The organism is Exiguobacterium sp. S22-S28 (genome assembly GCF_043359615.1).
Classification (GTDB): Bacteria; Bacillota; Bacilli; order Exiguobacteriales; family Exiguobacteriaceae; genus Exiguobacterium_A.
Genome location: NZ_JBHFFC010000029.1, coordinates 179,625 through 193,411, shown reverse-complemented (window position 1 = coordinate 193,411; position 13,787 = coordinate 179,625). Strand labels below are relative to the sequence as shown.

General features: G+C 47.4%; 15 protein-coding genes and 1 other annotated feature. Of the genes, 1 reads left to right on the top strand and 14 read right to left on the bottom strand.

Features of this window, described 5'->3' with window-relative positions:
* Window positions 1–39: 39 nt before the first annotated feature.
* The 10 genes from greA to recD2 all read right to left on the bottom strand — a co-directional run bounded on the left by greA (window position 40) and on the right by recD2 (window position 9,676).
* On the bottom strand, window positions 40–513 hold the full coding sequence (gene greA / locus ACHA8N_RS12700; RefSeq protein ID WP_012370935.1) for a transcription elongation factor GreA: 474 nt from the start codon (window positions 511–513) through the stop codon (window positions 40–42).
* A 56-nt stretch (window positions 514–569) separates the two neighbouring features.
* Entirely contained in the window at window positions 570–1,217 is a 648-nt protein-coding gene (gene udk, locus ACHA8N_RS12695; RefSeq protein ID WP_026827852.1) for a uridine kinase, read from the bottom strand.
* A gap of 20 nt (window positions 1,218–1,237) precedes the next feature.
* Window positions 1,238–1,879 (bottom strand): O-methyltransferase, encoded by a 642-nt coding sequence (locus ACHA8N_RS12690; RefSeq protein ID WP_393965939.1) that lies wholly within the window; start codon window positions 1,877–1,879, stop codon window positions 1,238–1,240.
* A gap of 73 nt (window positions 1,880–1,952) precedes the next feature.
* Window positions 1,953–3,101, bottom strand: a complete 1,149-nt coding sequence (gene mltG / locus ACHA8N_RS12685; RefSeq protein WP_393965938.1) for an endolytic transglycosylase MltG — start codon at window positions 3,099–3,101, stop codon at window positions 1,953–1,955.
* 81 nt (window positions 3,102–3,182) lie between these two features.
* The gene (locus tag ACHA8N_RS12680) at window positions 3,183–3,476 is read right to left on the bottom strand and encodes a DUF1292 domain-containing protein (protein ID WP_147510725.1); all 294 of its coding nucleotides are present in this window, start codon (window positions 3,474–3,476) and stop codon (window positions 3,183–3,185) included.
* Complete coding sequence (locus ACHA8N_RS12675; RefSeq protein ID WP_147510724.1) at window positions 3,463–3,750, bottom strand: DUF1292 domain-containing protein; 288 nt, start codon at window positions 3,748–3,750, stop codon at window positions 3,463–3,465. Before ACHA8N_RS12675 ends, ACHA8N_RS12680 begins: the two co-directional genes overlap by 14 nt.
* Window positions 3,751–3,762: 12 nt before the next feature.
* Window positions 3,763–4,185, bottom strand: a complete 423-nt coding sequence (gene ruvX, locus ACHA8N_RS12670) for a Holliday junction resolvase RuvX (protein WP_012370941.1) — start codon at window positions 4,183–4,185, stop codon at window positions 3,763–3,765.
* Complete coding sequence (locus ACHA8N_RS12665) at window positions 4,182–4,451, bottom strand: IreB family regulatory phosphoprotein (RefSeq protein ID WP_026827846.1); 270 nt, start codon at window positions 4,449–4,451, stop codon at window positions 4,182–4,184. Before ACHA8N_RS12665 ends, ruvX begins: the two co-directional genes overlap by 4 nt.
* 34 nt (window positions 4,452–4,485) lie before the next feature.
* Window positions 4,486–7,128: an alanine--tRNA ligase gene (gene alaS, locus ACHA8N_RS12660; protein WP_393965937.1), complete on the bottom strand. Its 2,643-nt coding sequence runs from the start codon at window positions 7,126–7,128 to the stop codon at window positions 4,486–4,488.
* Window positions 7,129–7,189: 61 nt separating this feature from the next.
* Window positions 7,190–7,408: a binding site (T-box leader), on the bottom strand.
* 42 nt (window positions 7,409–7,450) lie between these two features.
* Window positions 7,451–9,676: an SF1B family DNA helicase RecD2 gene (recD2, locus tag ACHA8N_RS12655; RefSeq protein ID WP_147510722.1), complete on the bottom strand. Its 2,226-nt coding sequence runs from the start codon at window positions 9,674–9,676 to the stop codon at window positions 7,451–7,453.
* Window positions 9,677–9,793: 117 nt separating this feature from the next.
* On the opposite strand from recD2, the gene ACHA8N_RS12650 reads away from it, so the two are divergent.
* Window positions 9,794–10,342, top strand: a complete 549-nt coding sequence (locus ACHA8N_RS12650; RefSeq protein ID WP_147510721.1) for a VOC family protein — start codon at window positions 9,794–9,796, stop codon at window positions 10,340–10,342.
* 54 nt (window positions 10,343–10,396) lie between these two features.
* Here ACHA8N_RS12650 and ACHA8N_RS12645 read toward each other — a convergent pair whose 3' ends face one another.
* From ACHA8N_RS12645 to cymR, 4 genes are read right to left on the bottom strand one after another with little or no spacing between them, the layout of a single operon-like run.
* The gene (locus ACHA8N_RS12645) at window positions 10,397–11,053 is read right to left on the bottom strand and encodes a tetratricopeptide repeat protein (protein ID WP_147510720.1); all 657 of its coding nucleotides are present in this window, start codon (window positions 11,051–11,053) and stop codon (window positions 10,397–10,399) included.
* A 13-nt stretch (window positions 11,054–11,066) separates the two neighbouring features.
* Window positions 11,067–12,191: a tRNA 2-thiouridine(34) synthase MnmA gene (gene mnmA / locus ACHA8N_RS12640; protein WP_147510719.1), complete on the bottom strand. Its 1,125-nt coding sequence runs from the start codon at window positions 12,189–12,191 to the stop codon at window positions 11,067–11,069.
* A 12-nt stretch (window positions 12,192–12,203) separates the two neighbouring features.
* Window positions 12,204–13,334 (bottom strand): cysteine desulfurase family protein, encoded by a 1,131-nt coding sequence (locus ACHA8N_RS12635; protein WP_393965936.1) that lies wholly within the window; start codon window positions 13,332–13,334, stop codon window positions 12,204–12,206.
* A 13-nt stretch (window positions 13,335–13,347) separates the two neighbouring features.
* The gene (gene cymR, locus ACHA8N_RS12630; protein WP_147511477.1) at window positions 13,348–13,755 is read right to left on the bottom strand and encodes a cysteine metabolism transcriptional regulator CymR; all 408 of its coding nucleotides are present in this window, start codon (window positions 13,753–13,755) and stop codon (window positions 13,348–13,350) included.
* Window positions 13,756–13,787: the final 32 nt, after the last annotated feature.

Here is a 13,787-nt window from a genome sequence, read left to right as displayed (position 1 = left end):
ACAGAAAACCGGATTGCTCCGGCTGCTGTCAGTTCTTATTTACTTGATCGATGTAATTTTAACGGCGAAATCTCCGCCTGGCGCTTGAACGGAAACTTGCTCTCCGACACTGTGACCGAACAGACTTTTCGCGATTGGTGATTCGTTTGAAATTTTTCCTGTAAACGGATCCGCTTCGGCACTACCGACAATCGTATACGTTTCTTCTTCGTTGTCTTCGAGAATCAAGAAAGTGACTGTCGTCCCGATCCCAACCACTGAAATGTCTTTTTCGTCTTCCGAGATGATGGCGACGTTACGTAACATCTCCTCGAGTTGAGCAATCCGTCCCTCGACCATCGCTTGCTCTTCTTTCGCCGAATCATATTCCGCGTTTTCCGATAAGTCACCAAACGAACGGGCAATCTTAATATTTTCGACAACTTCTTTACGGCGGACTGACTTCAGTTCGTTTAATTCGTTCTCAACATTCGCCTTACCTTCAAGCGTCATGTAATACTGTTTTTCTGCCATTTTTGTCACGCTCCTTTTTATTCCACTAGTATAGTATATTCACATCTTTTTTGGAATCAATATCCTCTTTGATCAAGCGCAGACCGGTAATCGAGAATCGCACGAATCTTTGTGACGAGTAGATCGATGGCCACATGGTTTTCTCCACCTTCAGGCACAATGATATCAGCGTACCGTTTTGTCGGTTCACAAAACTGGAGATGCATCGGACGGACGACTTTCGTATACTGTTCGACAACGGAATCAATCGACCGTCCCCGTTCATTCATGTCGCGCTGCATCCGGCGCAGAATTCGAACATCTGCATCGGTATCAACGAATACTTTAATATCCATCAGTTCCCGTAATCGTTCGTCTTCAAGCGCCAAAATTCCTTCGACGATGATGACATCACGGGGATCCAACGGAATCGTTTCCGTCGCCCGTGTATGAGCAACGTAATCATAGACCGGTTTTTCAACTGCCTGATTTTCTCGCAAGGCTTTGATATGCTCAATCAATAAGTCGTTATCAAAAGCAAACGGGTGATCATAGTTGGTTTGATAACGTTCTTCCATTGATAATTCACTTTGATCCTTATAGTAAGCATCCTGCTCGATCATGACGATGGATTCACTTGGGAATGCGTCGACAAGTGACCGTGCGACCGTCGTCTTTCCTGAACCTGTTCCTCCAGCCACACCAATTACAACCGGTTTTTGCATTGAATTCGTACCTCCATCATTCATTCCGACTTCACCTTCCGACTGACGGACACACCGTCTCCAAGTGGGAAAATCGTCGTATCATATTGGTCTTGCTCCATCATCCATACCGTGAATTCCTTGACCAGCCGAACAAGCCGGCGTCTTCTCCGGTCGAACATTTTAGGATCTTCCTCAAGAACATCTCCGTGCAAAAATAGATTATCCGTGTATAAAACGCCGCCTATTGGCACCAATCGCCCATAACCGTTAAAGAATTTTTTATACTGTCCTTTGGCCGCATCAATAAAAACGGCATCAAACTGCTGATCTAAGGTTTCGGCTAATTCTACTGCATCGGCAAAAACGATGTCAATCCGGTCTGCAACATCTGACTGTTCAATGAACATCTTAGCCTCGGCATATCGCTTCGCATTTCGTTCGACGGTCGTGATCCGGGCATCCGGCAGAGCACGTGCCATCCGAATCGCACTATAGCCAATCGCGGTACCGAGTTCGAGAATCCGTTTCGGTTGTTGTAACGTCAATAACGACAACAGTACTTCTGATCCCGTCAATTCGATGATTGGAATATGGTGTTCTTTTGCATATGCTTCCATTTCTTGCAATAAAGGATCCCGTGGTCGAATCATCCCTTCGACATATGCGGTAAAATCGTTCATTCGGAATTCACTCCTTCTGCGCATAAACAGGTTGACCGGAAACGAACGTACCGTTTCCGATCAACCCCCTTGTTCATTGCTCTTTACTTGCTTCGTATTCGACCCATTCCGGTTTATACTTCACAACATTTTGTTGATGTTCTTCATAAGTTTCCTCATATAAAATTTGCCCGCGTGGATTTTTATCACTTGGTGGTCGAGCAAAGAAGTACACGTATTTGGTCTTGTTCGGATTAAGCACAGCCAGGATTGAATCTTTACTGACGGTGGAAATCGGACCAATCGGAATACCCTCGTATTTATACGTATTGTATTTCGAATTGTTCTCAAGATCTTTTAATGTCGTCAGTGCAGTGTTTTCCCCTGTACCGTACCAAACCGTCGGATCCGATTGGAGTTTCATGCCGTCATTTAGACGATTCGTAAAAACGCCGGCAATTTCACGACGATCGTCCGGTGTCGCGGCTTCCCGCTCGACCATTGATCCAAGGCTCAACACTTCGTGGAAGGTCATGCCTGATTTCTTAATGGCATCAGCATTCACATCATAAATCTTTTCCATCTCATCTAACATCGTTTCCGCTATTTGATTGATACTTTTCCCCTTATCGAATTCGTACGTCGCCGGGAAGAAGTATCCTTCGAGAGAATAAAGGACACCTTGTTTTGTCACTTCATCCGTTAACATCGGATACTTTTCAATCAGCGTCTTAATGTACGATTCATCCGTCAGCGATTTTCGAATGGAGTCGGCTTTAAAGCCCGTTGCTTTAGCGATGATTGCAATTTGACGATCCATCGTAATTCCTTCGGGAATCGTGACTTTAACGTCTGCCGCCTTCATAATTGTACCGGTTTTCAATTCATTGATGATTTCATCCGGCGTCATCGCTTGTGTCAACGTATACGTTCCCGCCTGAAATGACGATTCATTTTTATAGCGGATGTAATAACGGAAAATTGTCTCATTCGCAATCAAGTCTTTCTCTTTAAGAAGACTTGAAATCGTACTCGTTCCAGCACCAAGCGGAATTTCGACTTTAACGGACTTCGTCGCTTCTTCATTAACTGGCTCAAGTGAACTCTTTAAAAAGATATAGATGGCTGCTCCTGCTACCAAGAAAATCGTGAATAACACTGAAAGGATGATCAGCGTAATCCGGCGCGATGTCCGGCGGCGCTTCTGTTCAATTTCAGCATTTTTCTTCCATTCGTTTTCCATCGGTTCCTCCTTCTTCTCTTAAAACAAGGTGATATCGAAAGAGCCACTGCTCTGACGACACCACCTTATACACGAGTCGGTTTAGTCAAGCTCGTCTTCTAATGTATTGAAGACTTCTTCAATTTCATCCCATGTCTCTGCATCATCTTCTGCAATCGGAACGAGGTTGAAATCGTCATCTCCGTCTCCGTATTCTTCTAACTCATAAACAAAGATATCAACTTCGTCTGCTTCATCATAGTCCGCGCCGACTGGCTCGAGGAAGATATATGTTTTGTTTGAGCGCGGGCTTTCATACCGTAAGCGCTCGGCAAATTTAAATTCGTTACCTTCTCCATCGGGAATTACGTAGTGTGTAGGTTCATTCTGTTGCATCATTCATCCGCTCCTTTAAGGCAACCTCGAGTTCGTCCCAAGTCTGCTCATCGTTTTCATCAATCAGGCTTAATTCAAAATCATCTTCGCCTTCGCCAAACTCATCGATTTCGCAAATGATTAAATCATCTGCGCCCTCTTCCGGATGACCAATCATTTCGAGAAATAGATAGGTCTTACCGGTTCGCTCACTGACATAACGGTACCACTCTTCGAAAAGATGTTCGCCACCGTCTTCATCAGGAAAGAGATACTGCCGTTTTTCTTCCGACATCTCATTTCCTCCTTATCGGTTTGCCCGATCCAAATACGATTGTAGGATCATGACTGCTGCCATCTTATCGATGACTTGTTTTCGTTTTTTTCGACTGACGTCGGCATCAATCAGCATACGTTCTGCCTGCATCGTCGTCAATCTTTCATCGACCAGAACAGTCGAAAGGCCTGTCTGTGTCTCGATTTCCCGTGCAAAGGCTTCACTCGCCTCGGCCCGCGGACCAATCGATCCATTCATGTTTTTCGGATGTCCGATGACGATGATTTCGACACCGTATTCCTTAATAATTGCCTCGAGTCGCTTGAAGGCGACCGGATATTCAGGTTCTGTCCATTTGATGGTCTCAACGCCTTGTGCCGTCCAACCCATCAAATCACTCACCGCCACTCCAATCGTCTTCGAACCGACATCAAGTCCGATGGCACGCTTCATTTTTTGTCTCCACTCTCCGATAGATAAGATTTCACGAGTTCTTCTAACAGTTCATCACGTTCAATCTTTCGGATCATATTACGTGCATCGTTATGACGAGGAATGTAAGCAGGGTCACCGGAAAGTAAATATCCGACAATCTGGTTGATCGGATGATAGCCTTTTTCTTCTAAAGCATGATAAACCGTTAACAACACTTCACGTGTTGCTGCTTGGCTATCGTCTTCTGGAAAATTAAATTTCATCGTTTGATCCATCTGACTCACGTTAATCACCTCTTTCATTTACACTACTTCTCTATTATGCCAGTGATTGCACGTAATGTGAAGTAAACGCAAGTGCTTCGTTTAATTTCGCAGCATCTTTTCCGCCAGCCTGCGCCATATCCGGACGACCGCCGCCGCCGCCGCCGCAGCGTGTTGCCACTTCTTTGATCAATTTACCGGCATGGTATCCTTGATCGATTAAGTCTTTCGAGACACTCGCAACGAGGTTGACTTTATCGCCTTGTGCACTACCAAGAACGATGATTGCTGAACCGAGACTTGATTTCAACTCATCCATCATACCGCGGAGTGCATCCATATCCGAAACATCCACTTGTTTCGAGAGAACTTGGACTCCGTTGATATGCTCAACATCATCTTTTAGCGACGCCGCTTCAATATTCGCAAGTTTTGCTTGTAACGATTCATGTGCACGCTCCGTTTCCCGAAGCTGAGCTTGAAGCGCTTCGATCCGTCCCGGCACTTCCGTCGTTTTTGTTTTCAGTACACGTGCTGCCTGTTCAAGTGTCTGTAAGTGACCGTTCATCACACGATATGCTCCAGCACCTGTTACTGCTTCGATCCGTCGTGTTCCAGCTCCGATTCCTGATTCTGAAACAATCTTGAACAGACCAATTTCTGCCGTGTTTTGAACATGAATTCCGCCACATAATTCGATGGAATATGTGCCCGCTGAAACGACACGAACCGTCTCGCCATATTTTTCACCAAACAGTGCCATTGCGCCTTTTGCTTTCGCATCGGCAATGTTCATCTCTTCAATCTCGACTGCAAGTGATGCCCAAATTGCTTGGTTGACATCTTGTTCGATTGTTGTCAATTCTTCTGCCGTTACTGCCCCAAAATGTGAAAAGTCAAAACGGAGACGATCTGCCGATACAAGTGAACCTGCTTGGTTGACATGTGTGCCGAGTGTATCTTTCAGTGCTTTATGCAACAAATGTGTTGCGGTATGATTTTTTGTGATTGCCTGACGGGACGACGCTTCGACCGTCGCACGAACTGTCGCATCTGCCAAGGCAATGCCCGTCCGAACGATGACGGTATGCAGATTTTGACCATTCGGTGCTTTTTGTACATCTTTGACATCGAGGACGAAATCCGGTCCTGTAATTGTTCCTGAGTCAGCGACTTCGCCACCACTTTCCGCATAAAACGGTGTGATGTCGAGCAACAACTGTGCTTCTTCCCCAGCAGCAACTTCTGTCACTCGTTCTCCATCATGCAACAAAGCAATGATTTTTGCATCCGTCTCAAGTTCCGTATAACCGACGAATTGACTTGGAACGGTCAACGTCGCCAAAACTTCCGATTGTTGCTGCATTGAACCGCCGTCTTCGCGGGCAGCACGGGCACGTTTACGTTGCTCATCCATCGCCCGTTTAAATCCTTCTTCGTCGACGGACATCTGATGATCTTCTGCATATTCGACTGTCAATTCAAGCGGGAAACCGTATGTGTCATACAGACGGAACGCATCTTCTCCACTGATAATCTGTTCCCCGTTGTTTTTAGCTGTTTGCGCGACTGTATTCAAGATTGCCAAGCCGTCATGTAACGTTTCGTGGAACCGTTCCTCTTCGTTTTTAATGACACGTTTGATGAAATCAGCCTTTTCCGGGACTTGTGGATAGAAATCGACCATGACGCTGCCGACTGTATCAACGAGTTCATACATGAATGGACGTTCGATGCCCAGCATTTTTGCGTAACGCACGGCACGACGGAGCAATCGGCGTAAGACATAGCCACGTCCTTCGTTTGAAGGCAACGCACCGTCTCCGATTGCAAAGGCAACGGTCCGAATGTGGTCAGCAATGACTTTGAATGCGACATCGAGTTTTGCGTCGTCGCGGTAAAGTTTACCGCTGATTTCTTCCGTCTTGTGAATGATCGGCATGAACAAATCCGTATCAAAGTTCGTCGGCACATCTTGCATAACACTTGCCATCCGCTCAAGACCCATTCCTGTATCAATGTTTTTACGTGGTAATTCTGTGTAGTTGCCGTGTCCATCATGGTTATATTGACTGAACACGATGTTCCAAATTTCGAGATACCGTTCGTTTTCACCGCCTGGATATAGTTCAGAATCATTTGGATCGTCTCCGAATGCCGGTCCGCGGTCGAAGAAAATCTCTGTGTTTGGACCAGATGGGCCTTCACCGATTTCCCAGAAGTTATCTTCCAGTGGAATGATACGTTCAGCCGGGACACCGAGTTCAAGCCAAATCTGACGTGCTGCATCATCTTCCGGGTGAATCGTTACCGAGAGACGTTCCGGATCGAGTCCGTACCACTCGTCACTCGTCAACAGTTCCCACCCCCATTTGATGGCGTCTTCACGGAAGTAATCTCCGACAGAGAAGTTTCCGAGCATTTCAAAAAACGTATGGTGACGTGCGGTTTTTCCGACATTTTCAATATCGTTTGTCCGGATGGATTTCTGCGCGTTGACAATCCGAGGATTTTGCGGAATAACCCGTCCATCAAAATATTTTTTTAGCGTAGCAACACCCGAATTGATCCATAATAATGTTGGATCTTCAATCGGCACAAGCGATGCACTCGGTTCGATTGCATGTCCTTTAGATTGGAAAAAGTCGAGATACATCTGACGGATTTCTGCACCCGTCAACGGTTTTAATGGTTTCATCGAAAATACCCCCATGGATTAATTTGTCCTGAACGCAAAAAAAACGATACATTCATCCCTGAAAAGGGACGAAAGCATCGCTTTCGTGGTACCACCCTCGTTCGTAAAGACACATGCTCTCTTTACCTCGAAAAATCCGTTAACGGAGATTACCCGCAAGTGTTTGCACTCGACTCCGGAAGGAGCTTCAGTCGACTCTTCATGGAGATGGTCCCAGCGCACCCACCTCTCTCTGGTTCATGAAACATTCGACTTACTTAACTTCCATCAACGTTTTGCGTCCATTCATCTATCGTGATTATTACCTATCTTACGCACCGCGTCAAGTCTTTGTCATACCGCCCAATCGTTCGATGAGTCGTGTCCGCCGGCGCGGTTCTTCTTCCTGAGAGGCTTTATAAAAAGCACGTGGATCACCGAAAAGAAGTAGACTGGCTTTCGCCCGCGTCACCGCCGTATAGATAAGATTTCGGGAATGCTTGAAGGCACCGGTGAAAAAGACCGGCATCAAAACAATCGGAAACTCTGACCCTTGGGCTTTATGAATGGTAATCGCATAGGCGTGTGTGAACTGATCCCAGTCGCTCCGGTTGTATTCGACTTCCGTCTGATCGAAACGAGCGATGATTTTATCGACCTTATCGACGTTTTCCTTCGCAAAGAAAATATTGACGATTTCACCGATATCCCCGTTGTAGACATTTTCTTCGGCATTGTTGACGAGCTGAAGAATCTTGTCCCCGCTCCGGTAAATCCGCGTCCCTTGTTTGACTTCCCGTTTTTTAGGCGCTTCCGGATTGTAGACCTGCTGAAGCACGATGTTCAGTTCGTCGATGCCCACTTGTCCACGGTAGGTCGGGGCTAAAATTTGGACGTCGAACTTCGAATAGCCTTTTGCAAGTGCCTTCTCCGCAAAAGCGGCAATACCACGCAAGGATTCTTGCGGTGCCAGTGAATAGAACCGACGGTCGGACAACGGAGCAAGTAAATCGGCCGAGGTGACACGGTTTTTCAAGTCATGTGCTAAACGGAGAATCGAGGAATCTTCCGCTTGACGGTGGACGACATTGAGTCGGACGACCGGAATTCCGTCCGTATCCATCAAGTCAGCGAGCACTTGTCCCGGACCGACCGACGGTAATTGATCACGGTCCCCGACAAACAGAATCTTCATTCCGTTCGGCACAGCCCTCAATAAACTCGACAACAGATAAATATCAATCATCGACGATTCATCAATGATCAACACCTTCCCTGTGATCGGTTGATCTTCGTTTAATTGGAAGTTCGTTCCGTCATATTTCAGGAGCCGGTGAATCGTCATGGCCGGGACATCCGTCGCTTCAGACAGGCGTTTTGCTGCTCGTCCGGTCGGGGCGACGAGCACATACGGATAGACATCACCCGATTTGACCTGACTTTTTTCGAGCGGCCAGTCGTGAATTTCCTGAAGGGCATGCAAAATTCCTTTGATGACGGTCGTCTTCCCGGTACCGGGACCACCTGTCAACACCATCAGCGGAGCCTTGACTGCGAGCTCGATCGCTTCTCGTTGTTGGACCGCATATTCCATCCCGAATCGTTCTTCGAGCTGCCCGATTGCTGATAAGATCGTCGCAACATCCACTTCCTGTTCCGCACCATTCGCCATCACGCGGGCCAACTCTTTTGCTGCCCGGACTTCGGCGTAAAAAATCGTTGGTAAGTACAAACAACCTTCTTCGAGTTTTACCTTGTCTTCCGTCAACAACAGCTCGATCGCTTGTTCCAGCCGCTCACCGGGATCTTCGCCGAGCAGACGAGGTGCCCGTTGCAACAGCGATTCGACGGTCGCAAAGGCATGTCCTTCGCCCGCCTCTTGCTCCAAAATATGCATGATTGACGCTGCGACCCGTTCCGGATGCAAGCCGACAAGTCCCAGATGCGAGGCAATTTGGTCGGCTGTCTTAAACCCGATTCCACTAACCTCGTACATTAAGGAATAGGGATTCTCACGGATGCGTGCCATCGCATCCCCTTCGTAAGCAGCATAAATTTTCGCTGCCAGTTTCGGGGTGACATCAAACGGCGCTAAAAAGAGCATCAGTTGATCGACGCCGTATAACGTCGCCAGGCGACTAAAGATGACATCCGCTTGTTTTTGTTTCAGTCCAGGCACACGATCAAGCGCCTTGCTGTCTTTTAAAATGACGTCGATGGCATCTTCACCAAGGGCATCGACAATATTTTTCGCTGTTTTCGGACCAATGCCGGTAAACGAACCGTTCGTCAGGAAACGGACAGCCGCGTGCTTTGTCATCGGCACCGACCGCCGGATCAACTCCGCTTTTAATTGTTTACCGAATCGCGGATGATCAATCAATCGTCCGAACGCTTGATACGTTCCACCGAGTTCGATTCCGACGCCGGTCCCCGTGACAACAAGTTCCGTCTCTTTTAATTCAAAGTTTTTTTCTTTGATGGCAATCAAAACAATCGAATGGGCTTCTTCTTCGGAGGAAAAAAGCACACGTTTGACGCGACCAACTACTTGATGGGGGTGCTCCATCACTCCACCTGCTTTCTTTCTGGACTCCGTTACTCTGCTATTATCATAGCATTCGTTTAACGGATTTTAAATGAGGGAAACATTCCTTGAGCTAATATACGAATGGAGGAACGAATCATGGGACGTCTACCGATTGCCGGATTATGTGAATTAGTATTAGAAGTCGAGGATATGGACCGCGCTGTTGCGTTTTGGAACGGGACGCTCGGCATCCCGATCGTCGAGCAGTGGGCGCCCGATGATGCGGAGCCGAGTCAGGAACAAGAAAAACAAGACGGTGTCTGGGCGACCTGGCTGTATATCGGGGGAAACACACGTCTTGGTCTTTGGCTGAAGCGTGACTTCACGATGGAGGAACGGACCGTCAAACGTCTTCCCGTCACGGAGTGGGACAGCCTGTATGACGAAGGCGGCATGCATGTCCATTGCGCCTTTTATATCGAGAAGAATGAATTTAATGAAGCTCTTGATCTGTTACGTGCTGCGTCGATTGATGTCAAAATTCGGGAGTGGGACGAGCAAGAGACATCGAACGATAAAGAGTATTCTGCGTACTTCAAGGACACGGAACAAAACGTCATTGAACTGTATACAAAAAACATGGACGAGGCCTATGAAGACTTTTCCGGTCCACCGCTTCGCGTCGTCCGTGAAGTCGGTCATTAATCAAAAAAAAGCGTTGCCGAACCGATTCTCAATCATCGGTCGCAACGCTCTTTTTTAGTTCAACAAAGCATCCATTTTGGCTTTCGCATCTTGCGCCAACGTGTGGTTCGGCTGATACGCAAGCACGGTTTCAAGTTCCGTATAACACGCTTCCTGCTGACCTAAAAATGCCAGTGCAATCGCATAGTTATAACGGGCATCCGTATGTGTCTCTTCCAGCAACAAGACTTGTTCGAAGATTTCAGCTGCTTCTTCGATCTGTTCGTTCTGAGCGAGGGCAAGACCGTACTGAAAGGCGATTTCTACATCAACACCATTCAGTTCTGTCGCTTGTTTTAAACGAGGAATGCCTCGAACCGGATCACCCAGTTTTTGATACGTCAGTCCGAGCATGAAATGAAGATCGGCATCATCGAGTCCATGCAGCAAAGCAAGACGCAATGATTCTTCAGCCTCGACCAGTAAATCTGCCGAAAAATACAGCGCACCTTTGGCATAATGAGCACTTGCGAACGTTGGATCAATCGTAAGCGCCTTGTCGTAAAACCGGAGTGCGCGGTCGGCATCGTCCATTGATTGGAGCAATGTTCCCAAGTTGACATAACCGGTCGGATCATTCGGTTGTTGTTCGATGGCATCATTAAAGGCTTGAGCTGCCAATTCATAATTACCGGATTCCAGATGTCGGAACCCGACTTCGTTGTAGTTCATTTAAACCTCTCCCTTACGCAAGATACGTTAACTGTTTGCCGGCTTTGTACGCATCATCAATCGTCGCCCCACCAAGACATACGTCACCGTCATAAAAGACGACGGCTTGTCCGGGAGTAATCGCCCGTTGCCGTTCGTCGAACGCGACGTCTAAACGTCCACCGTCCAGTACACGGACTGTTACGGGTGTATCCGTTTGACGATAACGGAACTTCGCGGTGCAGCGGAATTCTGTCCCGGCAGGCACCGTTGCCGTCCAGCTGATATCAGACGCATAAAGCCCTTCTGAATAAAGCAATTCATTGTGGAATCCTTGCTCGACGAACAAGATGTTGTCTTTCAGGTTTTTCCCGACGACGAACCACGGTTCCCCGTCTCCACCAATACCGAGACCGTGACGTTGACCCATTGTGTAATACATCAGACCGTCATGACGTCCCATTGTTTTGCCTTCGAGTGTCCGCATTTCACCTGGTTGAGCCGGCAGATACTGGCTGAGGAACTGTTTGAAATTCCGTTCTCCGATGAAACAAATGCCGGTCGAGTCTTTTTTCTTGGCCGTCGCAAGGTTCGCTTCTTCGGCGATTTTCCGCACTTCTGATTTTTCCATATGCCCGATTGGGAACATCGCTTTGGCGATTTGATCTTGGGACAATTGGTTCAAGAAATACGTTTGATCCTTGTTTGCGTCGACACCGCGTAATAATTTATGCTCGCCGTCTTCGTATACGGCACGAGCATAATGCCCCGTCGCAACAAAGTCTGCCCCTAGGCGCATCGCATGGTCAAGAAATGCCTTGAATTTGATTTCTTTATTACACATGACATCCGGATTCGGTGTCCGACCGAGTTTGTATTCATCCAAGAAGTACGTAAAGACTTTGTCCCAGTACTCCTTTTCGAAATTGACCGCATAATATGGAATACCGATTTGATTGGCGACGGCGATGACATCTTCGTAATCTTCCGTTGCTGTACAAAATCCATTTTCATCTGTATCGTCCCAGTTCTTCATAAAGATTCCGATGACGTTATATCCTTGTTCTTTTAATAAATGAGCTGTAACGGAAGAATCGACACCGCCGGACATACCGACGACGACCGTTGTTTCCTCCGGTGCTTTTGCGCGTGTATTCATTGTTTTCACCTCTTAATTGTTCTGAAACGATTTTACGACATCTATCAGGCCTTGTGCGAGCAGTTCGACTTGTGCCACATCGTTTCCCCGTCCAAAACTAATGCGGACCGATTGTTTTGTTCGTGGATTTTCACCATACATCGCCGACAAAACATGGGACGGCTCAATCGATCCCGCCGTACAGGCACTTCCACTTGAAACAGCAATTCCCCGCATGTCGAGCATAATCAAAAACGGTTCGATTTCGACGTCTCGGAAATACAAATTGATGACTTGCGGTAACCCTTCTGCCCCGTTGACCTCAAAGTCAATCGATGAGGCACGAAGCCGCTCAAGTAATGTGGTCCGTAAGAACTGGTACTGTTCGGCCTGCCCATCCCGTTCCATTGCCATCAGACGGACCGCTTCCGTAAAACCGACAATCCCGGCGACATTTTCCGTTCCGGCACGCCGCTTGCGTTCCTGTTCTCCTCCATAGGATTGAGGAGCTAACTTAACAGCCGACCGGACATATAACAACCCGACGCCTTTTGGTCCGTTGATTTTATGACTCGATGCCGACAGCAAATCGATGTGCATCGCTTCCACATCAATTTGTGACTTCGCAAATACTTGAACGGCATCGGTATGGAACACAATCTGTTTCTCCCGCAAGAAGCGGCCACATGCCGCAATCGGCTGGATCGTTCCGACTTCGTTATTTCCGAACATGATCGATACTAAAATCGTATCCGGTCGAACGGCAGCGCGCAAAGCATCTTCCGTCACGATACCGGACTTTGGAATATCAAGATACGTCACGTCAAATCCCCGTTTCTCCAGTTCCTCGAAGGCATGGAGTACGGCATGGTGTTCAAACCGTGTCGTAATGACATGACGGCCTTTTGACTGGTACTGCATGGCAGCACCGATGATGGCGTAGTTATCCGATTCCGTACCACCACTCGTAAAGATGATTTCCGTCGGTTTTGCGTTCAGTTCCGTTGCGATCATTCGCCGTGCTGTATCAATCGCTGCCCGACCGGACCGGCCGAAAGCATGGACGCTCGACGGATTACCGAATTGTTCGAGCATGTATGGTGTCATCTTCTCGAGTACTTCCGGACGCATCGGTGTTGTTGCTGCATGATCAAAATACATCATCGTTTTTCACCTCTCATATATAAAACATATAACCTGTATCGTCTTCTTCAGCTAAATCTTTTAATGACGTCGAATCGAGCACATCGTCGACAGCACGTTGAATTTTATCCCATAACTTACGTTTCGTCACCTCATCACAGTTGTCCCCTTCGACGACGACGAGTGGTCCTTCGAGCAAACGAATGATATCCCCTGCTGTGATTTCCTCAGCAGGACGCCCCAGTTTATATCCGCCGTATGCCCCGCGGACACTTTTGACGAGACCGCCGTTTCGAAGCGGGGCAATCAATTGCTCCAGGTAGTGCTCGGACAGATCATACATCTGCGCAATTTTTTTTAAAGACAATGGCTTTGCCTCGCCTCCTTTGGCGAGTGCAATCATGATTGTCAGACCATAACGGCCTTTTGTCGAGATTTTCATCATGCGAAAAGACATCCTTTCTAGTATAGTAG

Bases quoted from the DNA above. Each gene is read 5' to 3' on its own strand.
- greA (WP_012370935.1), bottom strand. From the start codon at position 513: ATGGCAGAAAAACAGTATTACATGACGCTTGAAGGTAAGGCGAATGTT.
- udk (WP_026827852.1), bottom strand. From the start codon at position 1,217: ATGCAAAAACCGGTTGTAATTGGTGTGGCTGGAGGAACAGGTTCAGGA.
- ACHA8N_RS12690 (WP_393965939.1), bottom strand. From the start codon at position 1,879: ATGAACGATTTTACCGCATATGTCGAAGGGATGATTCGACCACGGGAT.
- mltG (WP_393965938.1), bottom strand. From the start codon at position 3,101: ATGGAAAACGAATGGAAGAAAAATGCTGAAATTGAACAGAAGCGCCGC.
- ACHA8N_RS12680 (WP_147510725.1), bottom strand. From the start codon at position 3,476: ATGCAACAGAATGAACCTACACACTACGTAATTCCCGATGGAGAAGGT.
- ACHA8N_RS12675 (WP_147510724.1), bottom strand. From the start codon at position 3,750: ATGTCGGAAGAAAAACGGCAGTATCTCTTTCCTGATGAAGACGGTGGC.
- ruvX (WP_012370941.1), bottom strand. From the start codon at position 4,185: ATGAAGCGTGCCATCGGACTTGATGTCGGTTCGAAGACGATTGGAGTG.
- alaS (WP_393965937.1), bottom strand. From the start codon at position 7,128: ATGAAACCATTAAAACCGTTGACGGGTGCAGAAATCCGTCAGATGTAT.
- recD2 (WP_147510722.1), bottom strand. From the start codon at position 9,676: ATGGAGCACCCCCATCAAGTAGTTGGTCGCGTCAAACGTGTGCTTTTT.
- ACHA8N_RS12650 (WP_147510721.1), top strand. From the start codon at position 9,794: ATGGGACGTCTACCGATTGCCGGATTATGTGAATTAGTATTAGAAGTC.
- ACHA8N_RS12645 (WP_147510720.1), bottom strand. From the start codon at position 11,053: ATGAACTACAACGAAGTCGGGTTCCGACATCTGGAATCCGGTAATTAT.
- mnmA (WP_147510719.1), bottom strand. From the start codon at position 12,191: ATGAATACACGCGCAAAAGCACCGGAGGAAACAACGGTCGTCGTCGGT.
- ACHA8N_RS12635 (WP_393965936.1), bottom strand. From the start codon at position 13,334: ATGATGTATTTTGATCATGCAGCAACAACACCGATGCGTCCGGAAGTA.
- cymR (WP_147511477.1), bottom strand. From the start codon at position 13,755: ATGAAAATCTCGACAAAAGGCCGTTATGGTCTGACAATCATGATTGCA.